At 59.6% G+C, this 23,757-nt stretch carries 23 protein-coding genes and 1 other annotated feature; of the genes, 1 reads left to right on the forward strand and 22 read right to left on the reverse strand.

The window, feature by feature from the left end:
* Positions 1–79: 79 nt before the first annotated feature.
* From rpmA to O9H32_RS06355, 15 genes are all read right to left on the reverse strand, one after another.
* Positions 80–391: a 50S ribosomal protein L27 gene (rpmA, locus tag O9H32_RS06285; RefSeq protein WP_269865036.1), complete on the reverse strand. Its 312-nt coding sequence runs from the start codon at positions 389–391 to the stop codon at positions 80–82.
* A gap of 14 nt (positions 392–405) precedes the next feature.
* Entirely contained in the window at positions 406–738 is a 333-nt protein-coding gene (locus O9H32_RS06290; protein ID WP_269865037.1) for a ribosomal-processing cysteine protease Prp, read from the reverse strand.
* A 4-nt stretch (positions 739–742) separates the two neighbouring features.
* Entirely contained in the window at positions 743–1,054 is a 312-nt protein-coding gene (gene rplU / locus O9H32_RS06295) for a 50S ribosomal protein L21 (RefSeq protein WP_269865038.1), read from the reverse strand.
* 13 nt (positions 1,055–1,067) lie between these two features.
* Positions 1,068–1,153 (reverse strand) — a sequence feature (ribosomal protein L21 leader region).
* A 50-nt stretch (positions 1,154–1,203) separates the two neighbouring features.
* The gene (locus O9H32_RS06300) at positions 1,204–2,448 is read right to left on the reverse strand and encodes an Rne/Rng family ribonuclease (RefSeq protein WP_269865039.1); all 1,245 of its coding nucleotides are present in this window, start codon (positions 2,446–2,448) and stop codon (positions 1,204–1,206) included.
* A 43-nt stretch (positions 2,449–2,491) separates the two neighbouring features.
* Positions 2,492–3,397 carry a M50 family metallopeptidase gene (locus tag O9H32_RS06305; RefSeq protein WP_269865040.1) on the reverse strand — a complete coding sequence of 302 codons (906 nt, stop codon included), beginning with the start codon at positions 3,395–3,397 and terminating at the stop codon, positions 2,492–2,494.
* A complete protein-coding gene (locus O9H32_RS06310) occupies positions 3,390–4,325 on the reverse strand; it encodes a M23 family metallopeptidase (protein ID WP_269865041.1) in 936 nt (311 codons plus the stop codon). Before O9H32_RS06310 ends, O9H32_RS06305 begins: the two co-directional genes overlap by 8 nt.
* 229 nt (positions 4,326–4,554) lie before the next feature.
* The gene (locus tag O9H32_RS06315) at positions 4,555–5,709 is read right to left on the reverse strand and encodes an FtsW/RodA/SpoVE family cell cycle protein (protein ID WP_269865042.1); all 1,155 of its coding nucleotides are present in this window, start codon (positions 5,707–5,709) and stop codon (positions 4,555–4,557) included.
* 6 nt (positions 5,710–5,715) lie between these two features.
* On the reverse strand, positions 5,716–6,516 hold the full coding sequence (gene minD / locus O9H32_RS06320) for a septum site-determining protein MinD (RefSeq protein ID WP_269865043.1): 801 nt from the start codon (positions 6,514–6,516) through the stop codon (positions 5,716–5,718).
* Between the two features lie 129 nt (positions 6,517–6,645).
* Positions 6,646–7,311: a septum site-determining protein MinC gene (minC, locus tag O9H32_RS06325; protein WP_269865044.1), complete on the reverse strand. Its 666-nt coding sequence runs from the start codon at positions 7,309–7,311 to the stop codon at positions 6,646–6,648.
* A 371-nt stretch (positions 7,312–7,682) separates the two neighbouring features.
* Positions 7,683–8,210, reverse strand: coding sequence for a rod shape-determining protein MreD (mreD, locus tag O9H32_RS06330; RefSeq protein WP_269865045.1), 528 nt, complete (start codon positions 8,208–8,210; stop codon positions 7,683–7,685).
* A gap of 5 nt (positions 8,211–8,215) precedes the next feature.
* Positions 8,216–9,100 carry a rod shape-determining protein MreC gene (gene mreC, locus O9H32_RS06335; RefSeq protein WP_269865046.1) on the reverse strand — a complete coding sequence of 295 codons (885 nt, stop codon included), beginning with the start codon at positions 9,098–9,100 and terminating at the stop codon, positions 8,216–8,218.
* 133 nt (positions 9,101–9,233) lie between these two features.
* Positions 9,234–10,268, reverse strand: a complete 1,035-nt coding sequence (locus tag O9H32_RS06340; protein WP_269865047.1) for a rod shape-determining protein — start codon at positions 10,266–10,268, stop codon at positions 9,234–9,236.
* 194 nt (positions 10,269–10,462) lie between these two features.
* Entirely contained in the window at positions 10,463–11,152 is a 690-nt protein-coding gene (gene radC, locus O9H32_RS06345) for a RadC family protein (protein WP_269865048.1), read from the reverse strand.
* Positions 11,153–11,210: 58 nt separating this feature from the next.
* Positions 11,211–11,813 carry a Maf family protein gene (locus tag O9H32_RS06350; protein WP_269865049.1) on the reverse strand — a complete coding sequence of 201 codons (603 nt, stop codon included), beginning with the start codon at positions 11,811–11,813 and terminating at the stop codon, positions 11,211–11,213.
* A gap of 42 nt (positions 11,814–11,855) precedes the next feature.
* The gene (locus tag O9H32_RS06355) at positions 11,856–12,098 is read right to left on the reverse strand and encodes a DUF4321 domain-containing protein (RefSeq protein WP_269865050.1); all 243 of its coding nucleotides are present in this window, start codon (positions 12,096–12,098) and stop codon (positions 11,856–11,858) included.
* Between the two features lie 218 nt (positions 12,099–12,316).
* Between O9H32_RS06355 and O9H32_RS06360 the strand changes: the two genes are divergently transcribed.
* The gene (locus O9H32_RS06360; protein WP_269865051.1) at positions 12,317–13,756 is read left to right on the forward strand and encodes an N-acetylmuramoyl-L-alanine amidase; all 1,440 of its coding nucleotides are present in this window, start codon (positions 12,317–12,319) and stop codon (positions 13,754–13,756) included.
* A gap of 109 nt (positions 13,757–13,865) precedes the next feature.
* Here O9H32_RS06360 and O9H32_RS06365 read toward each other — a convergent pair whose 3' ends face one another.
* From O9H32_RS06365 to O9H32_RS06395, 7 genes are all read right to left on the reverse strand, one after another.
* On the reverse strand, positions 13,866–15,251 hold the full coding sequence (locus O9H32_RS06365) for an SPOR domain-containing protein (RefSeq protein WP_269865053.1): 1,386 nt from the start codon (positions 15,249–15,251) through the stop codon (positions 13,866–13,868).
* Between the two features lie 236 nt (positions 15,252–15,487).
* Positions 15,488–16,867 (reverse strand): UDP-N-acetylmuramate--L-alanine ligase, encoded by a 1,380-nt coding sequence (gene murC, locus O9H32_RS06370; RefSeq protein WP_269865054.1) that lies wholly within the window; start codon positions 16,865–16,867, stop codon positions 15,488–15,490.
* A 7-nt stretch (positions 16,868–16,874) separates the two neighbouring features.
* Positions 16,875–18,263 (reverse strand): bifunctional folylpolyglutamate synthase/dihydrofolate synthase, encoded by a 1,389-nt coding sequence (locus O9H32_RS06375; RefSeq protein WP_269865055.1) that lies wholly within the window; start codon positions 18,261–18,263, stop codon positions 16,875–16,877.
* 7 nt (positions 18,264–18,270) lie between these two features.
* Entirely contained in the window at positions 18,271–20,946 is a 2,676-nt protein-coding gene (locus tag O9H32_RS06380) for a valine--tRNA ligase (RefSeq protein WP_269865056.1), read from the reverse strand.
* A gap of 532 nt (positions 20,947–21,478) precedes the next feature.
* Positions 21,479–22,552, reverse strand: a complete 1,074-nt coding sequence (locus O9H32_RS06385; RefSeq protein WP_269865057.1) for a LysM peptidoglycan-binding domain-containing protein — start codon at positions 22,550–22,552, stop codon at positions 21,479–21,481.
* Positions 22,553–22,667: 115 nt separating this feature from the next.
* On the reverse strand, positions 22,668–23,552 hold the full coding sequence (locus O9H32_RS06390; RefSeq protein ID WP_269865058.1) for an RluA family pseudouridine synthase: 885 nt from the start codon (positions 23,550–23,552) through the stop codon (positions 22,668–22,670).
* Positions 23,549–23,710, reverse strand: coding sequence for a hypothetical protein (locus O9H32_RS06395; RefSeq protein WP_269865059.1), 162 nt, complete (start codon positions 23,708–23,710; stop codon positions 23,549–23,551). Before O9H32_RS06395 ends, O9H32_RS06390 begins: the two co-directional genes overlap by 4 nt.
* Between the last annotated feature and the right edge of the window lie 47 nt (positions 23,711–23,757).

The following is a 23,757-nucleotide window of genomic DNA, read 5'->3' on the forward strand; positions in this document are numbered from 1 at the left end:
GTATCTTACGGCCCCCTTGATACGAAGAAACCCCGGCGAACTTCAATCGCCGGGGTTCATATCCATGGATGGATGAGTCTTACACTTCCACCGCTGCAGCCACCGGAGCAGCTGCCACAGGGTAGACACTTACTTTCTTGCGGTCGCGGCCAAGACGTTCGAATCTCACTACGCCTTCGACTTTCGCGAAGAGCGTGTCATCGGAACCGATGCCCACGTTGTTGCCCGGGTGAATCTTCGTCCCGCGCTGACGCACGAGAATGGATCCTGCCGTTACCGTTTGGCCGTCCGCACGCTTCGCGCCAAGGCGCTTCGAATGGGAATCACGACCGTTCTTCGTGGAACCTACACCCTTCTTGGATGCGAACAACTGAAGATTTAATTGTAACATGTCTGTCTACCTCCTTACTTGTCGGATGTGGTGATTGCTATATATGCACCGTATGATTGTTGAATCGACTCCAGCATCACTGCCATACCTTCCAGCAGGAGCTGAACTTTCTCATCACGATCCGCCGGCTCCAGGGAAGGCACCTTCACATGCAGCAGCCCATGTTCCATGACCGCTTCCAGTTCCAATCCCGTCAGCGCTTCGACGGCGTTCACCGTTCCGACGGTCACAGCGGACACTCCGGCACAGACAATATCCTTGCCCGGGTCGTCGTAGAACGCGTGCCCCTCTACCCGGTAACTCGTAATCCGACCATCAGCATTTCTCTGAATCGCTATGCGAATCATCGAATTAACCTTGGATCTTCTCGATCACGACTTTCGTGTATGGTTGACGATGACCTTGCTTGCGGCGGTAGTTCTTCTTCGCTTTATATTTGAAAACGATGATTTTCTCGCCTTTGCCTTGCTTCTCCACTTTGCCGGATACGGATGCGCCGGAAATAACCGGAGCCCCTACCACGAGGCCGCTTTCCTTGGATACAGCCAGAACACGGTCAAACACAACCGCTTCGCCTTCACCTGCAGTCAGCTTCTCGATGTAAACTACATCGCCCTCTTGCACTTTGTATTGCTTGCCACCAGTTTCAATAATTGCGTACATATTGTTGCACCTCCCCATGTCTCAGACTCGCCTAAGCCAGGTGGCTTGGCCCCGAAAGACCCAGCACTTCAGACCCGCTTCGAGCGGTTACAGCATGCTATAGCAACGCACTAAAATATATTACCACAGACAATTGCCTAAAAGCAACCTTATTTTGAAGAAGCATGGAGAACCCCGCGGCCTCCGCAGGCCTGGCAGCAGAGCGGAGCCGTCGCTTCCATGCTGTCCCGCACCTTTTTGCGGGTCATCTCCACCAGTCCGAGCCGTGTCCAGCCGGCCACCACCGTCTTGGTCCTGTCTTTGCGCACTTCCCGCTCCAGCTCGGCCAGTACCCGTGCCCGGTTCTCTTCGGACTCCATATCGATAAAATCGATAATGATCAGGCCTCCGATATCACGCAGCCGCAGCAGCCTGGCAATATCCCGGGCCGCCTCCAGGTTCGTATCGAATACCGTCCGCTCCAAATCCACGGATCCGGTATACCGCCCGGTATTTACGTCGATCACGGTCAGCGCCTCCGCAGGGTCAATGATGAGATAGGCGCCGTTATCGAGCCACACTTTGCGTCTGAGGCTCATCTCCAGCTGCCGCGACGCCCCGTAATCGGCCATCGGATCGAGATCCTGCCGCAGCCGGATCCGCTCCGCGAGCCCTTGGGCGCCCGGAGAAGCCACCAGCCCGCGGATCACGTGCTGCAGCTCCTCCGAATTCACCACGAGCTCCTCCACGTCGCTCTTGAATAGATCCCGCATCAGCCGAGGCAGCATCTGCAGATCGCTGTAGATTTGGCGGGGGACCGGCCCCTTCCCGGCCCCGGCCTCCGCCAGCCTGCTCCACCGGCTGCGCAGATCATCCAGATCGGCCGCCAGCGCCTCCTCGCCTTCTCCGAGGGCCGCCGTACGGACGATGAACCCCTCGCCCTCCTGCAGATGCTTCTCGGCCATGCGTTTGAGCCGGTCCCGGTCGGAAGAGCTCTCGATCTTCCGCGACACGCCCACATAATCGGCTTTCGGCATATAGACGCCGAACCGTCCCGGAAGCGCATAATGGGTCGTTACCCGGGCCCCCTTGGTGCCTACCGGTTCTTTGACGACCTGCACCATAATCTCCTGCCCCTGCCGCACCAGCTCATGGATCGAAGGCTTCTCCTTGGGCTGCTTGTCCAGATGTGCCGGGAGCAGATCGTCAATGTAGAGGAACGCGTTGCGTTCGAGACCCACATCGACGAAGGCCGACTGCATGCCCTGCAGCACGCGCACGACCCGGCCGATATAGATGTTGCCGGCGAGCTGGCCTTGGTTCCGTCCGCCTTTATAATATTCCACAAGCTTGCCGTTCTCCAGGACGGCAACCTCGGTATGCTCTTCATCACTCTTCACAAGAATTCGTTTCATATCGGGCAGCACCTCTGCCCTATTGTACCATATCCCCCCGCCCTTAGGCGAAAACCTCCGCCACGGTACGGGCCCGGCGCGCTTCGTCAAAATAGCATTCCAGCACCTTCTGCTCCGGCACCACATGAAGGATCCCGCCCTGCCCGTCCATCACGTACACCAAATGATACCGGTCCCGCATGAACAGAGCCACAACGTCAGAGATGCGTCTGGTGCCCGGCACCACCAACGGCCCCGCAAGCACGCCGCCGGCCTGTTTGCGGTCGAAACTGGTCCCCCGGTGTACGAGAAATCGCAGGAACCGGTAAGGCAGTCCCTTGAGTTCATACCAATTCGAGTAGAACAGGAAGATGCCGATGAGCAGCCAGTTGAGCTGAAGGCCTCCCCGCTCGCTGAAGAGGTGAACCACGGAGGCGGTCACGAGCAGTCCGCTCAGGATCAGGGATACGGAAGCGGCCGCTTGGAGGGTCCGCTGGTAGGGCAGCCACAGCCCGAGCAGCACCTGCATGACTTTGCCGCCGTCCAGCGGCAGTACGGGGAGCAGATTGAAGAGCGCAATGAGCAGATTCGCACGGATAAAGTAATGCCCCCACTCCGGCGGAAGCAGGCTTAGGGAGATCAAGCCGTACGCGAGCGCCATCATCCAGAGGTTCTGCAGGGGGCCTGCCAGCGCTACCGCGAGCTCCTCCCGTGCCGGAGCCCCGCCTGTCTCCTCCACCACCGCCACGCCTCCGAAGGGAAGCAGCTGCACTTCCCTCACCCGCCAGCCGAAGCCGCGGGCGGCCGCTATATGGCCGAGTTCATGAATGAAGACGATGCCGAACAGCGTGGCCATCTCGAGCAGATACCCCGTCACCGCCGACAGCAGCAGCATGATGGAGAACAAAGGGTGAAAGCGCAGCCGGATGCCGAACCACTCGTTCCAACGGAGCCTCCGTCCTTTATTCAAACGCGATCACATCCGCGGGATTGAGCGCCTTGCCATCTTTGGACACCACGGCGAAGAACAGCGTGCCGTCTCCGGCTGCTTCCGGCGGATCCGCCACCGTCCCGATCGTCTCCCCGCCCTTAATCCAGTCGCTGGCCCGGACTGTGCCGGGCTTCAGATGGCCATAGATCGACTGGACACCGTCCGCATGCCGCAGGATGACCGTGAACCCGCTGTCCTCCTTCGTGCCGGCAAACTCCACCCGCCCCGTATCGAGGGCCGCTACCGGAGCCCCTGCGGGAGCCGAGACCAGCACGCCTCCCTGGACGGGAGTGAAGGGAGCGATCAATTTGCCCTGCTGCAGCGGAACAAAGTAGTGCTTCGGCACCGAGTCCACCTTCTCCGCTTCCTGGTGCTTGGCTGGATTCATTGCCGGAAGAAACGAAGGAATGCTTCCGAAGCTCTCCTCGTACCATGCCGCGATGGCATTCACATCCATCGACTGATTCAACTGGGTTGTGACGAATCCCTTGCCCTTCTCGGCCCAAGGATGATCCCAGCGGTACATGCCCCACACCGCGGCGAACAGCAGTCCGCTCAGCAGCAGCTTGAGCGCAAACCGGCTGCCTGCCCCATCCTGCCGCCCCCCTCCCCCGCGGCCCTCATAAGGTGGCTCTGCGCCGTAACGCGACCACTCCTGCTGCCATTTGCGGTTCCATTCGACCTCGGGATCGGGGCGCAGCTCCGGATCCCGGTCGTCCCGTATCCATGGCGGGACCGGGGCTTCTTCCCGCCCCGTCCGCGTCTCTCTCCCTGGAGCCGGTTCCCGGAGTTCGGGGAAATCCCAATGCCCTCCCTCCGGCCCCCATTCCGCACGGCGGCCCGTTCCCTGCTGCAGCCGGCGGAGCTTCTCCGACCGGCGCTCCCGAATATTGGTTCTCTTGTCCATGAACCCCTCTCCTCCTGCCGCCATCGCTTCTCCCTACCATCCTATGAGCTTGTACGTCCAAATATACGGAGGTAGACGGCTGGGGCAGCGCCGATAGGCGGGAGAGGCGGGATCTCAGGGGACATCGCCCCTGAAATACGTTTCGAGCGTGATGGATCCCCAGCCGGACCGCAGGGAACGAAGATTCTTATCGGCAAAAAAAAGGACACCCCTGCGGGTGTCCCTCGTTCTAGTCTTCATCGAGCAGCATATCGTCATGAACCTTGATGCTCATGACCAGGCCCATCGCAATCATATTAATGAGCAGGGAAGTTCCCCCGTAACTGATAAAAGGCAGGGTAATCCCCGTCAGCGGCATGATCCCGATCATCATCCCGATGTTCTGAAAGATCTGAAACACCAGCATCGAGACGATCCCGATCACAATGTAGGACCCGGAGTAGTTCTTGCAGTGCAGCGAAATCAGAATCATCCGGTAGATGAGCACGAAATACATCAGGAGCAGGGCCGAAGAACCTACGAATCCGAACTCTTCCCCCACGACCACGAAGATGGAGTCGGTATAGACCACCGGAATGAAGTTGCTGTGCACCGATGACCCGTGAAGGTACTTCTCGCCCGTCAGCGATCCGGAGCCGATAGCCCGGATTGCATTCTCTACATGGTATCTTGCATTGGAGGAAGCTTCCGCCGGATCGATCAGCGTCAGAATCCGGGGCATCCAGTGCGTGGTAATGTCTTTGGCTTCCAAATAAGCCTTCAGCGGGTCGTAATAATGCTGGAACAAGTAAAGGAATACCGCAGCAGAACCGGCGAATACCGTCGTGCCGATGAGCACGTAAGAGAGCCGCACATTGCCGATCCAGAACATGCCTAGCAGGATGACGCACAGGATAATCGCATTCCCGATGTCCGGCTGGATGATGACGAGTCCGATCGGAAGTGCAGCAAGCAGTCCTACCGGAATCACGTCCTGTACCAGCTGCAGCGTTTCCCCCCGCCGTTTGGCCATGAAGGAAGCGAGCGTTACGATCAGGACGATCTTCACCAGTTCCACGGGCTGGAAGTCAAGCCCGAAGCCGAGACGGAACCAGCCGCGGGCCCCGTTCAGATTCACCCCGAGAAAGTAAACCGCAACGAGCAGCACAATGCCCACGCCGTACAAATAATACGAAACTTTGGTGAGCACACGGTAGTCCACGATCATCGCCGCACAGAAACCGAGCAGAGAGACGACATAGATTAAGGTAAGCTTCTTCGGGTCGAACGTGAGCTCCGCATTGCCGGTCAGGGTGGCGCTGTAAACCAAAGCGGTGCTGATGGCCATGAAACAGAGCAGTAGGACAACGATGGGCACATCGATTTTCTTCAGTTTATGCAGCACTTACCTTCAACCGCCCATTCCCAGAAACTTTTTCATCTTACCGAACATACCGGCCTTCTCTTCGAGTGGCATGAGCGGCACGGTATCCCCCAGCATCCGGCGGGCGATATTACGGTAAGCGATCGCCGCCCGGGAACTCGGGTTCATGACGGTCGGCTCGCCGATGTTGGCCGCCTTGATCACATACTCGTCATCCGGCACGATTCCCAACAGATCGATGGCGAGCACCGAACAAATCTCGTCGATGTCGAGCATCTCGCCCTTCTTCACCATATTCGGACGAATCCGGTTGATGACGAGCTTCGGCGACTCGACGCCAGGCTCCTTCTCGAGCAGTCCGATAATCCGGTCCGCATCGCGCACGGCCGCATTCTCGGGGGTCGTGACGACGATGGCCTTATCCGCGCCGGCCACGGCGTTCTTGAAGCCCTGCTCGATCCCTGCGGGACAGTCGATAATCACATAGTCAAAATCGCGCTTGAGCTCGAGGATGATCTGCCGCACCGCTTCCGGCGTGATCGCACTCTTGTCTTTGGTCTGCGCTGCCGGCAGCATGTACAGTTCGTCGAACCGCTTGTCCTTCACGAGTGCCTGCGGCAGCCGGCACCGCCCTTCCGCCACATCGATGAGATCATAGATGATCCGGTTCTCCAACCCCATGACCACATCGAGGTTGCGAAGACCGATATCGGTGTCCACCATAACCACTTTCTTGCCCTGCAGGGCCAAAGCCGTCCCGATGTTGGCAGACGTTGTCGTCTTGCCGACACCGCCCTTCCCCGAAGTGATGACGATTGCTTCTCCCATAGGTTTCACTCCTACTCCCTTGAGATAAACGGCTGCACGGTCTCTTAGAGACGGGCCCACGTTTATATAAAATGAAAGATGACGGAAACGTACACTGGATGGTTAAAATTCTTCAAATTCCCTAAAATGTCAAGAATACTGGTTCAACCCGAATTTGTGCAGATGGTGGATTTTGTCTATCTCCATCTTCCCTTCCTTGACGAAGGCAAATTCCATATAGTTATCGAAGGACTCCCCAAGCTCCCATTCATCGGGCGGCCGGGAGATAACCCCGGCAATCCGCAGCTGGGTAGGCCTCATATGGGATGCGGCGATGATCGCCCGCTCGTCCCCGTCCACCCCGGCATGCGCAAGCCCGCGAAGCGAACCCATAATATATATGCTCCCGGTAGAGACAATCGTCCCCCCCGGGTTCACGTCACCCATAAACATGACGTTCCCCTCATGGGTTATCGTCTGTCCCGACCGGACCATGCCGCGAACCATCCGTACCTCTGCCGGGTCCGGTTCCGCCTTCTGCACCGTAGGGTCCAGGGTCTCGACGGACTGAATCAGCAGGTTCCCTTTGCGGGAGATAATGTCCCGGACCTGGTCCTTCTGCTCATCGGTCACCTTCCGGCTCCCCAGCTTCACATGCACGTGAATGATGGGCCCGGTCAGAATCTGCTGATGGGTTTTCTCCAGCTTGTGCTTCAGCTCGGCGAGCACCTCCGAGAATTCGCAGGTATCGTCGAGGAGGAAGACCAGCCCTTCTTTCACGCCTTTGATCGTCACATGATGTTTTGCTGCCGCCATAAACGCTCCTACCTTACTGCTTAAGATAAACGGCTGTGCCGCCCAAGGAAAGCGGACGCTCGTCCCGGCTGGCAGAGAACCGGATGCGGACTCCCATCCGGCGGCTGCTCTACCAGAAAAACGTATCATCGCCACAGCTTCCAAGGTAATGGGCAAAGGGCGGGCCGCTTCCTGGACAGACTTAAACTTCCGGCCCGGGAGCCCGCCGGCCTCCCCGCCGCAGAGCAAGGCGCCGATGCCAGCCTTCTGCGCTGCACCGCCGCCTCCGCCCGCTCCGGAATTCCGCGGGGACGCATGACATGCCGTTCTATTCCCTTAAGCCTATACATTTCGGCTTCGCCTGCCCGTTCTCCTGCTGCCCCGAAGGAAAATTATTGCGTCTCCGGCTTCGGGAATACCGGCAGACTCTCGAACAAGCGGCGCGCCGGAACGTAGATGGCCAAGGCAAACAACAGATTGATCAGCATGCTCGGCAGCATCTGGTGAAAGAACATCCATTGAAAGTCCACATGGGTCACCCGGAACAGACGGTACAGGGCGAAGAGCACCCCATCGTAGAACAGGTTCCCGATCCCGATGACCAGCATGCTGATGAGGATCGAAGAATAGATCCTCCCCTGCATCAGCCCGGCTACATAACCCGCCAGTCCCATGCCGAAAGCCACGGGACCGAGCATAGGCGAATAGTGGATAAAATCATGCAGGATGCCGAACACCAGCCCGAAAGCCAGAGCCGTATGGCGGTTCATGTAGAGACCGATATAAATGACGATAACCAGTACAAAGTGCGGAATAATCTGAATGTGGCTCTGCCAGGCTTCCGGTATGAGCCAAGGCATCAGAGTGCTTTCGAGCAAAAAGAGAAGGAAGAGAATCATCCATAATTTGGGGTATCTCATGGCGGCTACTTCGCCTCCGGCACATCAACGACGAATACCTCGCGAAGGTGCGTAAAGGATGCGAACGGCTGGATGGTCGCCACGTAGGTGATACCGAAATCCCCCTGCCGCTTCTCCACCACCTTGCCAACCTCGATGCCGTACGGGAAGACCAGGCCCTTGCCGGAAGTGATGACCGTGTCGCCGGGCTGAATGTCGTCTCCCGGTTCGATCTTGGTCATGAGCAGCAGGCCGGTGTCGGCATCGACGGTCTCGAGTACGCCGAACGACTTCTCTTCCTTGCCTTTCACCGTCAGCGCGATCGCTTTGGAATATATCCCTGCGCCCGCATCCGCATCGACGGAAGCCTTATCGTCTATTCCCGTGATGAGCTGTACATCCGAATAGAAGTTCGCCGTGGACACGACCCGACCGACCAGTCCGTTGGTGACGGAAACGACCGCCATATTGGCCCGGATGCCGTCTTTCTCGCCCAGATTGATCGTTACCATTTTCTGAGCCTGCTTATAGTCGACAACCTCCGCAATCCGGAAGTTCGTTTTGTTCATCTGCTTCTGCCGCTCGGTGAAACCAAGTGCCTCCTCCAAATCTTTGTTCTTCTCGAGAAGAGCGTTGAGCAGCGTCGCATCCCGCGCATATTTCGTTACGGTCTGACGCAGCACTTTGTTCTCCTCGTATACTGTACGAAATTCCCGGATGTCCTCGAACAATCCGGCTATGTATCCGACTGGCTTGTAGATCATTCCCTGAACCCAGGAAACCGTGTCCTTCACGAACCTCTCCGGCCATGTCTGGTAACCGCGGTTTCCGAACGTCAATCCCATCAGCGCAATGAAGAGGATCAGCCCCAGCATCAAAATGAGCAGCCTCTTATTCCCGAGTAATTTCACTTCTTCCGCACCTTCCAACCTTCCCTTCCGAATGGGCCCTGCCTGCCTGTCATGCCATGTTGCCAGCACCTTAAGGTGGAAGCCGGACGAAGTCGGTTACACCCGCTCCACCCGGCTTCTAAGGGACAATTCTTCAGCGTCTGGCTCTGGAGGTCGGACCCGAACGCGTCTTGAACAAATGGATGTTCTCGAGCGCGCGGCCCGTACCGATCGCTACGCAGTCCAGCGGGTTCTCCGCCACAAGCACCGGCATGCCGGTCTCGCGGGAGAGCAGCTTGTCGAGGTTGCGAAGCAGCCCGCCGCCGCCGGTCAATACAATCCCGCGGTCCATGATGTCCGCCGCAAGCTCGGGCGGGCACTTCTCCAAGGTTACCTTCACGGCTTCCACGATGCTGAACACCGTATCGGCGAGCGCTTCCGTGATCTCCTCCGAGGTGATCGCCATCGTCTTCGGCAGGCCGGAGACGAGGTCGCGTCCGCGGATCTCGAAGCGGGTAGGCGCGTCCATCTGGAGCGCCGATCCGATCTCCATCTTGATCGCCTCCGCCGTCCGCTCACCGATCATGAGGTTGTACGTGCGCTTGATGTACTGGATGATCGCATCGTCCATCTCGTCGCCCGCCACACGGATCGAACGGCTCGTCACGATGCCGCCGAGGGAGATGACGGCGACTTCCGTCGTACCGCCGCCGATATCCACGACCATGGAGCCGGTAGGCTCCCATACGGGAAGGTCGGCTCCGATAGCGGCCGCGAACGGCTCCTCAATCGTATAAGCGTCGCGTGCGCCCGCCTGGCGGGTCGCATCTTCCACCGCCCGCTTCTCTACCGCCGTGATGCCGGAAGGGACGCACACCATGACGCTCGGATGACGCTGGAACAGATAGCGCTGCTTCTGCGCCTGGCGGAGGAAGTACTTGATCATCGTCGAAGTCGTTTCGAAATCGGCAATGACGCCGTCTTTCATGGGGCGGATGGCACGGATGTTGCCCGGCGTACGGCCGATCATCATTTTGGCGTCGTTGCCGACCGCCTCGATGGTCTTCGTATCCGTGCGGATCGCGACAACGGAAGGCTCGCGAACCACAATCCCCTTTCCCTTGACATAAACGAGCGTGTTGGCCGTTCCGAGGTCAATCCCCAGGTCTTTCGTAAATCCACCGAACATATTTATGGTGCTCCCTTCTGTATTTGAACGCGAAATTACTCGGTATAGGTGAGATAAGCTTAAACGGCTTCACCGTTATGTAAAGACGATATGCTCTCCTTAAAAGTTCCAAGCCCGTCATAAAAACACGGCGCACACCGGCATAAGCCGACATGCTCTGCGAAGGCGGGCCAAAAAACTTGCACTTTATTATATTACATTAATCCGAGCTCCTTCAAACTTACGAAGCGCTGGTCTCCGATGACCAGATGGTCGAGCACCTCGATACCCACGATCTCGCCGGCTTCCGCCAGCCTTCTCGTCAGGGCGATGTCTTCCGGACTCGGTGTCGGATCTCCGCTGGGGTGGTTATGCGCGCATACGATAGAGGCGCTGCTCCGCTTGATCGCCGAACGGAATACTTCCCGCGGATGAACGATCGAAGCATTCAGGCTTCCCATCGAGAGCGTCTCCTGCCCGATCACATGGTTCTTCGTATTGAGGAAGAGGCAGACGAAATGTTCTTTCTGCAGATACCGCAGATCTTCCATAAGGAGAGCCGCGGCATCCTGCGGCGAGCGGATGGTTACGGTCTCGTTCATGCCGCTGCGCGCCAGGCGCCGGCCAAGCTCGATACCGGCCTGGATCTGGAGCGCTTTGGCCGCGCCGATCCCTTTGATGCCGGTCATCTGTTCCATGCTCATATCCGTCAAGCTCCGCAGGCCGCCGGCTTCGCGCAGCAGCTGCTGGGCCACATGGACCGCCGATTCCCGGTATGTACCGGTACGAAGCAGAATGGCGAGCAGCTCCGCATTGCCGAGTGCTTGCGCCCCATACTGCATCATGCGCTCTCGTGGACGATCCTCTTGGTGTAATTCGCGCAATGTCGTATTGGGCGATTCCATGATGTTCCCTTCTTTCCTCCTTCTGTAGTACGAACCATCATTATAGCATGTCCGCGTACTAAATGACAGCGACTCCCAGCCGTTCCAGAAGGCTTGACAAGAGGGATAGCGGCAGGCCCACGACATTGAAATAATCGCCTTCGATCCGGTCGATCATCGTGGCCCCGAGCCCCTGGATCCCGTACGAACCCGCTTTGTCCATCGGCTCGCCTGTGGCGATATAACGCCGGATCTGTGACTCCTTGAGCACCTTCATGAAGACCTCTGTCACCCGGTGAGACACATGCCGCTCGCCCGAATCCAGGTCGAAGCAGGCTACTCCGGTATATACCTGGTGTCTGCGCCCCTGAAGCGCGCTCAGCATGCGGAAAGCGTCCTCCTCGTCCTGCGGCTTGCCCAGCACCTGCCCATCCAGCACGACGATCGTATCGGAACCGATGACAATGCCGCTCGCCTCCTCTGCCTTACAACGTTCGCAGACCGCGCCCGCTTTACGGGCGGACAGCTCTTCTACAATCTGCGCGGGCGTCAGTCCCGGCTCCGTCGTTTCGTCGACATCGCTTACGCGGATCGCATAAGGAAGCCCCAAGGAGCCTATAAGTTCCTGGCGCCGCGGCGAAGATGAAGCCAGAATCAGTGTACGGTTGTCGGATATTGTCATAAAACAGTCCCTCGTTTCGAATAAGTTCTCGTGGCCATCCCTTTACAGCTTGCGGAAAATCCAGAACCCGAGCGCAATGCCCAGAATGCCGATCAGATTCAGCCGGATCTGCAGATCGAGATCGTAACGGACAACCAGAAGGTCCGCCTTGGGCTGCCAGGACAGCGCCACCGTCTTCGTCAGGAAGCCGAGGTACGGATAAGGTGCCAGAAGCTGGCCGATGAGCGTGCCCGCAATCAGGCAGACCATCAGCAGCACTATCAAGGTGAGCGTATTCTTCTTCAAGATGTAGGATACCTCTTTCGGACGGTAGTCAATTCACGAAAAACGCCAAAGTCAAAAATTATTATAGCATATTTTGCCTTGGCTTCATGGTGATTTTGACAGCAGGGGTGACGGGGAAAACGCTCTATCCCCCCGCCTGCCGGGGTGGGGAAAGTTGCTTGCTTACAGGGGCCCGGCCGACCTATAAAATGAGTGGAGATGAGGAAGGAGTGACAGCTTTGAAAAGCAATTGGACACGCGCCGCGCTGCTCGCGCTCGGCCTGCTGGTCCTGCCCGGCCACGCCGGTGCTGCCAAAGTGGTGCTCGATGCGGGACACGGCGGCACCGATCCCGGGGCGATCGGCGTGAACGGACTTCAAGAGAAAACGGTGAACTTCGACATCACCCGCCGCCTGCGGGACCTGCTCGCGGAGCAGGGCTACGAGGTGGCCCTGTCGAGGGAAACCGATGAATATATGTCGCTGCAGGACCGCGTAGCGTTCAAAGACGCCCAATCGGCGGACCTGTTCGTCTCGATCCACGCCAATTCCTACGGCAGCCCGGATGTGAGAGGCGCCATGGTCCTCTACTACGACGAGGCCTACCCGCAGGAAAGCTACCCGGCAAGTGCTGCCATGGAGAAGCTCACGCCGCAGAGCCGGGCCCTTGCGCAGGCAGTGCTGGATGCCTTCGTCTCCGCGACCGGCATGCAAAACCGCGGACTTGATCCGAGTGCGGTCTACGTCGTCCGCAACGGTACCATACCGAGCATCCTGGTCGAGACCGGGTTCCTCTCGAACGCCGCGGATGCCGCGCTGCTCGGCAAGGACAGCGTCCGCCAGACGATGGCCCGGGGCATCGCCGCCGGCATCGCGGCGTACCTGCCCCCGGGCACGGTGTTCCCGGACCTTACGGGACACTGGGCCCGGGAAGCGGTCCTGCGGCTGAAGGCGCAGAGCCTGGTGGAGGGCGGCGCGGGCGGCCGGTACGAGCCCCAGCGCGTGCTGACGAGAGCGGAATGGGTGACGCTGCTCGGCAGACTCTTCGACCTGCCGGCGGCTGCGGCAGGGAGCGGTTGTTCCGCCGGCGGAGCGGGCAGCACCGTCACGGGCGCGGTGTACCGCGAAAGTGCGGGCTGCGGGCCGGAGGCCGCGCGGGGGGCTGCCGCGTTCAAGGACGTGAACGCGGGGCACTGGGCTTTCGCCGCCCTGGACGCGGCGGTGAAAGCGGGCGTGCTGGAGGGCTACCCGGACAGCACGCTGCGGCCCGACCGCCCGGTGACCCGGGCGGAAGTGGCTTCGCTTCTGCAGCGGCTGGCGGGGGCAAAGCCTGCGAAGAGCCATCCGTTCCGCGACGTGCCGGCCGGCTACTGGGCCGAAGGCGCGATAGCGGGGCTTCGCCAGGCAGGCTGGATCGACGGCGTCAGCGTGTCCGCCTTCGCGCCGGAGCGGGAGATGACGCGTGCCGAGGCGGCCGCCCTGCTGGACCGCTATACGGCCTCGAAGGGCCGGAGAACCGCGGGCACGTCGTCCGGTAAGCCGACCGGCACAGCATCTGTCCCTGCGGCCTCCAAGACGGCTGCCGGTACCGCAGCCTCCAAGAACACGCAGGCTGCGGTACCGGCAAGCAGCGTCCCGGCATCGGCAGCCGCTTCAGGTGTCAAGATCACGGTGCGGTAGGCCATCTATCTGCCGCGCCGCGCTGCATCAGGTCATGCGGCCACGTAAAAGAAGCCCGCTCCCACGCTGCACCGGCTGCCGCGGCGGGAGGAACGGGCTTCTTTAGCGTTTACTGCAGAGCAGCCGCCTTCAGCAGCTCCTTCTCGGCTACGAGATACTCCAGCAGCGCCCCCTGCGCCTGCCAGAGGATCGCGTGCGACGGATTCTTCTTATACTCGTCCAGCGAAGCGACAGCGGTGTTCATCGCCTTATTCAGCTTCGGCAGCGAAGCTTTGCCTGCTTCTCCCAGCCCGTCGCTGACGGCGGAGGCCGCCCCCGTCCAAGCCTGGTGCGCCTTCTTGATCGCCTGCAGCGCTTTGTCGTCGATCGGCCCCGCCTCCGTCTCCTTCAGCTTTGCAGCCGTCTGGGAAGCCACCTGCTGCACCAGTGACGCCCCCTGCGTCATATAGGTCTGGAAGACGTCCGCTTGCTTGCCGTTCCAGCGAACCTGCTTTGCGCCCGGCACCTCGTAAGCCTTCACGATCACTTCCGTCTGCTTCGCCTCGAAGCCCTGGGCCAAGCCGAGCGCGTCATCCCGGTTGGTGGCCAGGCCTACATAGACGATATTCTTCTCGCCCAGCTCCGTGACCGCCTCCATGCCCTTCTTGCGCAGCTCGGCTGCGGCGGATTCGGCACTGGCCGCAGAGCTGAAGACCCCGCCCTGCAGAATCGTATAGGAGCGGGCAGGCAGGTCGACGGCTGCCGAGGTTCCCGGTATCGCACCGGCCGCGGCCGCCGGCTCCGTACCTGCTTGGGCTCCGGCTCCTTTGGACACAGCCCCCTGCGGCGTCATCGCCGCCTGATCTGCGGCCGGCCCCTTCGCCGGATCACCGCCCGTGAACATCGACAGTACCAGAAAACCGAAGGCGACCCCGGTAACGACCGCCCCGGTAACCGAAGCCGTGATCCTCAGCCACGAGCCCTGCCCGGGAGGACGGGTGTAATAGGCGCTGCCCTCCGGCTTCCCGGAGCGGTAGGCGGGCTCCGCTTCTTCGCGCTCTCCCGCATAACCGGTCTCTCCGTTGTATGCCGGCTTGCCCGCATTCGAGCTGCTGCGGATGAGCTTCTCCACCCGCTCGATCTCCGGATCGAACGAGCTCTGCCAGGCGCCGAATTCGCTGCCATAGCCCGGTTGGGGCTCGGCATCGGGCTCGAGCAGCAGCCAGCCCTTGGAGGAGATGGGCGGTGCGGCCGGCTCCGCTGGCTGCGGGCTGCCGGACTCCCCTTTCCGGGACAGGTCCGGGGCGCCCTCGGAGAAGGAAGAGGAGGACCTGCGTCCTTCGCCAAGCCCTCCTGTCTCCGGTCCCCGCTCTGTCGCACCCGCACTGCGCGGCTCTTCCTCCACCACCTGATATTCTTCCCTGCGCAGAGGGATCACACGGTCGCGCTCCCCTTGTTCCCGTACTCCGTCCGGCTTCGCTGTATGGTATCGGAATGTCATTTTGGCTTTAGTCATACGATCCAGCACTCCCTTGTCCCATTATCGTATTACTAGACTATGAGAGTTCCGAGAGAAGTAGAACTGGGGAATAAGCCGGCATGCAGCGGCGAAGAATAAGAGAGCACTTCATCCTGCATCATGACCCTGCATCATGACCCTGCAGCCTATCTATGCCGCTGCCGTAACAACCAAAAAACCGGCCCCTCTGCAGGGAACCGGAATTTTCAAACTTGCCTATAACCGGATGACTTTTACGCCCCCCGGGCTTCCAACGCTTTGGCCAACCCGTCGGCCGCCTTCCAGATGTCGCCCGCCCCCATCGTCAGCACCAGATCTCCGGGCTGGACGGAACCGAGCAGATAGTTCTGTACTTCCTCTTTAGTCGGTACATACGTTACGTTCGCATTGCTGTTCTGACGAATGAGCTCCACCAGCTTCGCCGAAGTAATCCCCTCGATCTGCTTCTCGCCCGCAGGGGAGTAGATGTCGGTGATGATCACTTCGTCCGCGTCGGGGAACGCCCGGCTGAACTGTTCGAACAGGAAGTAGGTCCGAGTGTACCGCTGCGGCTGGAACACGGCGACAATCCGTTTGCCAGTCGCTTTGGCCGCCAGGATGGTCGCTTCGATCTCCGTCGGATGGTGGGCGTAGTCGTCGATGACGAGAATATCGTTCACTTCTCCGAGCACTTGGAACCTGCGCTTGGCGCCGCGGAACTCCGTGATGGCTTCCGCCACCTGGGCGAAGCTCAGTCCGGCCTCCATACACGTAATGAGCGTCGCCATCGCATTGTACACGTTGTGCTTGCCGGGCACCGACAGCCGGATCGTGCCCAGCACCGCTCCGCCCCTCATCACCTCGAAGCTCACCTTGCGGTCGCCGAGCACAATATTGTGGGCGGTTACGTCTGCCTCGGAGTGGATACCGAAAGTAATGACCTCGCTCTTCACCTCGGGGATCATTTCGGCCAAGAACGGGTCATCAAGACATACGACCGCTTTGCCGTCCGTCTTCACCTGGCTCAGGAACTGGGCATAGGCCTTCTTGAGATTCTCAAAATCCCCGTCATAGTTTTCGAGATGGTCCGCTTCAATATTGTTGACGAGCGCAATGGAAGGATGGTACTGAAGGAACGAACCGTCGCTCTCGTCCGCTTCCGCAACCACCCAGTCCCCCTTGCCCGCTTTGGCGTTGCTGCCGACATTCATAATCTCTCCGCCGATGATGAAGGTCGGATCCGAACCGCATTCCTCCAGCACCAGTGCGATCATGGAAGAGGTCGTCGTCTTCCCATGCGCCCCTGCGACGGCTATCCCCTTCTTCGCGTTCATCAACCGGCCCAGCATCTGGGAACGGTGCAGTATCGGAATATTGAGTTCTCCGGCTGCCGCCATCTCCACGTTATCCTTGGACAGCGCCGTCGAGTAGACGACCACGTCCGCCCCTCTCACATTCTCCGCCTCATGTCCGATGAACACCTGCGCCCCTTTGGCAGCCAGCTTCTCCGTCAGTTCCTGCTGCGCCAGATCGGATCCCGAAACTTGATAGCCCATCTCCAGCATTACTTTGGCGATCGCGCTCATGCCGTACCCGCCAATGCCGATAAAATGGATATGCTCCGATGTATTCATGCTCGTTTCACCAGCCTTTTTCAGAATCGGATTGATGCTTCACCCAGGAACGGACGTCCCCGATCAAATATAAGGTCCCGGAGACCACGGCGAGGTCTTCCCCCTCCGCGAGGCGCTGCGTCAAGTCCAGTGCAGCCTTCCAGTCCGGCTCTACGATCACATCGACATCCGTCCGCCCCAGCTCTTCCAGCAGAGTCCGTGCCAGGGCCGCAAGGTCGGAGGCTGACGCCTTTTTATGCCAGTCGGGCTCGGTCAGGATCAAAGTATCCACTAGAGGTAGTATATGCCTGAAATAGCCAGTATGATTCTTATTCGACAGCATCCCCATCATAAAATGAAGCCTGCGGTACCGGTACGTCTCCCGCAGGGCGGCGGCCAGCATCTGCGCCCCCTCCGGGTTGTGCGCACCGTCGATAAGCAGACGCGGGGACTCCGACAGAAGTTCCAGCCGCCCCGGCCACTGGGTGCGGTGCAGCGCGTTCAGGAGCGCCTCATCATCGATGATCAGCGCATAGTACTGCCGCAGCACTTCGAGCGTCATCAGGGCCGTCGCCGCGTTCTTCACTTGGTGAGGCCCGTTCATGGAGATGACGGCATCCGGGATGCCCCGGAACACGCCATGGAACGAGAACATCTGCCGGTTCTCTTCGGAAGACAGACTCTCGTACCGATAATCGCGTCCGAGCAGGTAGAGCGTACTCTGCTTGGCCTTGGCCGCGCCAGCTACCACTTCGATCACTTCCGGCTGTTCCACCGCGCTGACGACAGGAACGCCCGCCTTGATGATCGCCGCTTTCTCTCCGGCGATCTCAGGCAGCGTCTCCCCGAGGAAGTCCATATGGTCATACCCAATATTCGTAATGACCGAGACGAGAGGGGTGACGATATTCGTGGAATCGAGCCTTCCGCCCATCCCCGTCTCCCATACGACGAAATCCGGACAAGTGATGCGCGCAAAATACTCGATGGCAATCACCGTCGATATCTCGAACATGGACGGCTGGCCGTGTTCCTCCGCCACCCGGTCGATCACCGGCTTCACTTTGTTCACGACCCGCAGCAGATCCTCATCGCTGATATTGATGCCGTTCACACGGATCCGCTCGTTGTAAGACTCGATATAAGGGGACGTGAAAGTCCCTACATCATAGCCTCCGCTGCGGATCGCCTCCGTCAGGAAGGCGCACACCGAGCCCTTCCCGTTGGTTCCGGCCACGTGGATGAACTTCAGCCGCCGGTGCGGATTCTCCAGATATTCCATCAGCTTCTCCATCCGCTCCAGCCCCGGCTTGATTCCCGCCAAGGGAATGAAGCGGACGATCCAGTCGACCGCTTCGCGCGCGGTTTCGAAAGGAGCCCCTTCCGTTACCTGCGCTTTCTCTTCCTCTTCCCTCATGCTGCCCTCATCCTTTCAGCTCGGCGATGCGTGCCGTGACTTTGTCGCGCTTGTCGGCATAGTCGGCCAGCTTCGCTTTTTCCTCTTCGATGACCTTCGCCGGCGCCTTCGCTACGAACCCTTGGTTCGAGAGCTTCTTCTCGATCCGCTCCACCTCGCCGTGCAGGGTGGAGAGCTCCTTCTCCAGGCGGGCCACTTCTTGGCCGATGTCGATCAGGCCGGCCAGCGGCAGGAACAGCTCCGCTCCCGTTACGATCCCCGTCATCGCCTTGTCCGGCGTGGCCAGGGAGGTACCGATCTCAAGCATGGATGTATTGCAGAAGCGGCGGATGTACTCCTCATTGCGCTTCAAGATCGACTCCGCCTCTTCGCCCGCCGGCTTCACGAGCAGCTCAATCTTCTTGCTCATCGGCACGTTCACTTCGGCCCGGATGTTGCGCACCGTGCGGATCATGTCCATGAGCAGCTCCATCTCGCGGACCGACCCGGCCGCTTCGAAGCCCGCTTCGTACACCGGCCAGGATGCCAGCGTAATCGTCTCTCCTTCGTGCGGGAGATGCTGCCAGATTTCCTCGGAGATGAACGGCATGAACGGATGGATGAGACGCTGTGTGCGGTCTAGCACATAAGCGAGCACGGATTGCGTCTTCTTCTTCGCCGCTTCGTCCGTTCCATACAGGGACAGCTTGCTGAATTCGATGTACCAGTCGCAGAGATCGTCCCAGATAAAGTTGTAGAGCAGGCGGCCCGTCTCGCCGAATTCGTAGACGTCGATGAGGCGCGTCACTTCGCGCACGGTTTCGTTCAGGCGGTGCAGGATCCAGCGGTCGGCCGTGCCGAGATTGCCGCTGAGGTCGATGTCTTCGAAGCGGAAGCCTTCGAGATTCATCAACGCAAAGCGCGAAGCATTCCAGATCTTGTTCGCGAAGTTGCGCGCCTGTTCGACCTTCTCCCAGCGGAAGCGCAAATCCTGCCCCGGTGTAGAGCCCGTCGAGAGCATGAAGCGCATCGCATCCGCGCCGTACTTCTCGATCACCTCGAGCGGATCCACCCCGTTGCCGAGCGACTTGGACATCTTGCGGCCTTCGGCATCGCGCACGAGCCCATGAACAAGGACGTCCTTGAACGGGATCTCGCCCTTGTACTCGAGCGAACTGAAGATCATCCGCGATACCCAGAAGCCGATGATGTCGTACCCGGTAACGAGCAGGCTCGTCGGGAAGTAGCGCTGCAGATCCCCGGCAGCCTCATCCGGCCAGCCGAGCGTGGAGAACGGCCACAGCGCGGAGGAGAACCAGGTATCGAGCACGTCTTCGTCCCGCTTCAGCTGTGCGCTGCCGCACTTCGTACACACGGTCGCATCCTCGCGGGAGACTATGGTTTCGCCGCAGCTGCCGCAGTGCCAAGCCGGAATGCGGTGTCCCCACCACAGCTGGCGGGAGATGCACCAGTCGCGGCTGTTCTCCATCCAGTGCAGGTAAATTTTCTCGAAGCGGTCCGGTACGAAGTTCGGGCCCTTGCCGGACTTCTGCACGTCTACGGAGTGGTCGGCCAGCGGCTTCATCTTCACGAACCACTGTGTCGACAGATAAGGTTCTACGACAGCCCCGCTGCGCTCGCTGTGTCCGACCTGGTGCACATGCTCTTCGATCTTGATCAGCACGCCAAGCTCTTTCATGTCGGCTACGATCTGCTTGCGGCAGTCGAACCGGTCGGTTCCCTGGTACTTGCCCGCATTCTCGTTCATCTTGCCGGATTCGTCCATGACGAGAATCTGCGGCAGGTCGTGGCGTTTGCCGACTTCGAAGTCGTTCGGATCGTGCGCCGGCGTAATCTTCACCGCTCCGCTGCCGAACTCCTTCTCCACATATTCATCGCCTACGATCGGAATCTCGCGGCCAAGGATCGGCAGCACGAGCGTCCGGCCGATGAGATGCTTGTAACGCTCATCCTCCGGATGAACCGCCACGGCCGTATCGCCGAGCATCGTCTCGGGACGTGTGGTCGCCACCACGATGAATTCTTCGCTGTCCTTCACCGGGTATTTCAGGTGATATAGCGCGCCCTGCACTTCCTTATATTCAACCTCGATATCCGATAGCGCCGTCCGGGCCGCCGGGTCCCAGTTGATGATATATTTGCCGCGGTAGATGAGTCCCTTCTCGTAGTAGCGGACGAATACTTCGCGCACCGCTTTCGACAGGCCTTCATCCAGCGTAAAGCGTTCGCGGGAGTAGTCGAGAGAGAAGCCCATCTTCGCCCACTGCTCATGAATCGTCGCCGCGTAATGATCCTTCCATTCCCATACCTTCTCGAGGAACTTCTCGCGGCCGAGATCGTAGCGGGTTACCCCTTCTTCGCGCAGCCTCTGTTCCACCTTGGACTGCGTTGCGATGCCCGCATGGTCAGAGCCCGGCAGCCAGAGGGCGTCGTATCCCTGCATCCGCTTTACGCGGACCATGATATCCTGCAGCGTACAATCGAGCGCGTGGCCGATGTGGAGCATGCCCGTTACGTTCGGGGGAGGAATGACGATCGTATAAGGTTCCGCATCCGGGCGCTGGCCCGCTTTGAAGAACTCGTTCTTAAGCCAGTAATCGTACCATTTTTTCTCGGCTTCTTTCGGATCATACTGTGTCGGCATCGTTGTTTCGGGTGCCCCCGCTGCTTTGGTTTCTTCCATTGCTGCTAACCTCCAGTAGGTATCTCAAATTTGGTCTTCGCTTTTGGTGTTTAACTTGGAATTGGGTCCGGGGTGTAACAGCGGCCGGAGGCAGATACCCCGAACGAAACAAAAAAACCCTCCGTCCGCAAAGGACGAAAGGGCTTAAGCTTCCGTGGTACCACCTTTATTCCGCAGCTTCCCCGGGACGAGTCCGAGCGGAGATCCGGCCGGGGTCCCGTGACAAAAGCACGGCTCTTGGGGCAGATAACGGCTGCAGGCCGGCCGAATCTAGGCGTTCGTTCAATTCGGCAACTCCGGGGCGACTTCGACAGGTACGTCCTGCGGAACCTTCCAGCTTCATGCCGGCTCCGCTCTCTGAAGGGTTCACTGCCTACTATTCCCTTTCCAAGTCATTAGGGGATGATCTATGCGTACTATGATAAACAATCGCAGGTAGAGAGTCAATATTTAGTATAGCCCAAAAAGCCCCCGCTCAAGCCCTTTAGGGCCGAATCGGAGGCTCTTTTTTCAAAAAATGGGTTAGAACAGGTTATACCTTCGGAATATAGACGATCTGTCCCTCGGATACGCCCACATCTCCGAGCCGGTTATGAAGCGCAAGCTCCCGCGTGCTCAGATTGTACCGCTCCGCGATGGACTCCAGCGTCTCGTTTTTTTGGACGATACACAGGCGGACCTTGCGGAACTCCTGCTGCTCATCCCTTGAGTTCAGCAGCAGGTTCTTCCACTCGACCTTCTCTGACGGGGAGACGGCCGGCAGAGGCGGCGGCTCGGGCTGGCTGCGGGTCTCTCTCCTCGCGGAGGACCGGTCGATCAGGGAAGCGACGCCGAAGGAACGCGGGGGTGCCGGCACTTCCGCAGCTGGCGGTGCCTCCGGCTCGGCAGGCTCTGCCGCAGCCCGGCCGAACGATACCTTCGGCTCGCGCGCCGCTTCTTCCGGGGGTTCTTCGGGAACCGTCCGCTCCAGCAGAAAGAACGGCTCGGCCTCCTCGGCCTCCTGCTCCTGCGGTTCCATCCAGCTTACAGGAGCCGACTCGGGAGCAGCCTCCTCATTGGCCTCAAGATCCGGCTTGGTATTGTCCGGGACGGCAGACTCAGACTCCACAGCCGGAGGAACGGCGCCCGGAGAGACATCCCCGTAGAAGGCCGGCTCCTCCGTCCGTTCCGCACGCGCTTCGTGGACGAAGAGCACTTCTTCCTCTTCGCGGTCCGAGCGCCAGGTATCCTCCTCGGGAGAAGATACCACCTCCAGTCCCCCAAGGGACAAGACCCCCGTGATGTTAAGGCTGCGGCCCGACAGCAGGTCGATATCGAAGTTGTCGATCTCTACAGCGATATCCTCTACCCGGTGCACCCGGTTGAGCGGCAGGGTAATCTCCACAGGGATCAGGTGCTCCAAGGTCTGGCCCGTGCGGTCCTGCTCGTCCACATACGTGCCGGTCAGCAGCAGATTCCCGCGCAGTAAAGCCTGCTCTCCTTGACTCAGCACCTGAATATGCGGAACCAGCTCCACCTCTTCGAGTTCCTTAATGCCGAGCACCCCTTCGGACAAATGCACACGTTCATAGATATCGAATCGCAATCCGCTTCTTTGATTCGTCAATGAAATAATCCTCCCTCCGTACGTTTACCCGCCTGTTCCGGCAGGTTCGCGAGAAGCCCAGATGAGCCTTTTTGTCTCTACAATTTATATGGCTGGGCCGGAAGGAGCATGACTACTATTTTTTCGAAAACAGAAGACGCTCATACAGCGAGCGAAAATCTTCAGGCCAGGGGGAGTCCGCTTCCACGTTCTCTCCTGTCAGCGGATGGGCAAACGTAAGGCGCTCCCCATGCAGCGCCTGCCGCCTGAACTCCCCGTCGGCCGGACCGCCGTACAAGCGGTCACCGATCAGCGGGTGGCCGAGATGCGCCAGGTGTACCCGGATTTGGTGCGTCCGTCCGGTCTCCAGCCGGAGCCTGACCAACGTGGCGTCCTGCAGCCGTTCCGCCACCTCGTAATGCGTGACCGCCCGCTCTCCCGTAGGTGATACGCGGCGGCGGGTCGCATGATGGCGGTCGCGTCCGATCGGCGCATCCAACGTGCCGCGGGCCCGCTCCACCCGCCCCTGAACAAGAGCGCAATACTCCCGGGTAATCCGCTTCTCGCGCATCTCTTCATCCAGCTTGACTTGGGCCCATTCGCATTTGGCGATAAGGACCGGGCCGGTCGTATCTTCGTCCAGCCGGTGGACCGGGCGGGCTCGCACGCGCTGCCCCGAAGCTTCGAGATGCCATGCGGCCGCGTGCAGCAGCGTTCCTTCTTCCCCCTCCTGCGTCGGATGCACCTTCATCCCCGCCGGCTTGTCCGCGACAAGGCAAAAGTCGTCCTCGTACAGCACCTCCAAGGGAAGCCATGCTCCCGCAACGATGCCGGATTCCTCGGGGAACATGCGGAGCAGCAGCCGCCTCCCTTTAACGGACGCGCTGCCGGATGCCTCCCATCTCCGCAGCCATTTCTCCCCCAAGCGCTCCAGCCAGGCCGGATCCGCTTCCCGGACGGAGGACAGCTCGGCAGGAGCCGTCCATTCCAGCCATTCGCCTCTGCGTTTCCATCCCTTCATACCTCTTTCTCCTCATCTGCCGCCAATTTCTGCTTCCTCGTCTGCCGGACATGGGCTCCTGCCGCCAGAACCACGATGAGCAGCAGAAGCGCCGCAAAGCCCCCTGCCACTGCAAGGAGCTCCAGCGTAACGCCGAAAAAACTATATCGTTTAAGCATCGTGAATTCCTCTCTAAGCTTTCTGGCCCGCTTCGACGGCCGCGCAA

The organism is Paenibacillus caseinilyticus, assembly GCF_027533645.1.
Classification (GTDB): Bacteria; Bacillota; Bacilli; order Paenibacillales; family NBRC-103111; genus Paenibacillus_G; species Paenibacillus_G caseinilyticus.

Excerpts from the sequence above, each read along its gene's own strand:
- O9H32_RS06300 (WP_269865039.1), bottom strand. The coding sequence starts at position 2,448 with ATGAAACGAATTCTTGTGAAGAGTGATGAAGAGCATACCGAGGTTGCC.
- minD (WP_269865043.1), bottom strand. The coding sequence starts at position 6,516 with ATGGGAGAAGCAATCGTCATCACTTCGGGGAAGGGCGGTGTCGGCAAG.
- O9H32_RS06390 (WP_269865058.1), bottom strand. The coding sequence starts at position 23,552 with ATGAAGGGATGGAAACGCAGAGGCGAATGGCTGGAATGGACGGCTCCT.
- radC (WP_269865048.1), bottom strand. The coding sequence starts at position 11,152 with ATGGAATCGCCCAATACGACATTGCGCGAATTACACCAAGAGGATCGT.
- O9H32_RS06310 (WP_269865041.1), bottom strand. The coding sequence starts at position 4,325 with ATGGACAAGAGAACCAATATTCGGGAGCGCCGGTCGGAGAAGCTCCGC.
- rplU (WP_269865038.1), bottom strand. The coding sequence starts at position 1,054 with ATGTACGCAATTATTGAAACTGGTGGCAAGCAATACAAAGTGCAAGAG.
- mreD (WP_269865045.1), bottom strand. The coding sequence starts at position 8,210 with ATGAGATACCCCAAATTATGGATGATTCTCTTCCTTCTCTTTTTGCTC.
- minC (WP_269865044.1), bottom strand. The coding sequence starts at position 7,311 with ATGGCGGCAGCAAAACATCATGTGACGATCAAAGGCGTGAAAGAAGGG.
- O9H32_RS06380 (WP_269865056.1), bottom strand. The coding sequence starts at position 20,946 with ATGGAAGAAACCAAAGCAGCGGGGGCACCCGAAACAACGATGCCGACA.
- O9H32_RS06375 (WP_269865055.1), bottom strand. The coding sequence starts at position 18,263 with ATGAGGGAAGAGGAAGAGAAAGCGCAGGTAACGGAAGGGGCTCCTTTC.
- O9H32_RS06395 (WP_269865059.1), bottom strand. The coding sequence starts at position 23,710 with ATGCTTAAACGATATAGTTTTTTCGGCGTTACGCTGGAGCTCCTTGCA.
- O9H32_RS06290 (WP_269865037.1), bottom strand. The coding sequence starts at position 738 with ATGATTCGCATAGCGATTCAGAGAAATGCTGATGGTCGGATTACGAGT.
- O9H32_RS06340 (WP_269865047.1), bottom strand. The coding sequence starts at position 10,268 with ATGTTCGGTGGATTTACGAAAGACCTGGGGATTGACCTCGGAACGGCC.
- murC (WP_269865054.1), bottom strand. The coding sequence starts at position 16,867 with ATGAATACATCGGAGCATATCCATTTTATCGGCATTGGCGGGTACGGC.
- O9H32_RS06365 (WP_269865053.1), bottom strand. The coding sequence starts at position 15,251 with ATGACTAAAGCCAAAATGACATTCCGATACCATACAGCGAAGCCGGAC.
- rpmA (WP_269865036.1), bottom strand. The coding sequence starts at position 391 with ATGTTACAATTAAATCTTCAGTTGTTCGCATCCAAGAAGGGTGTAGGT.
- O9H32_RS06350 (WP_269865049.1), bottom strand. The coding sequence starts at position 11,813 with ATGACAATATCCGACAACCGTACACTGATTCTGGCTTCATCTTCGCCG.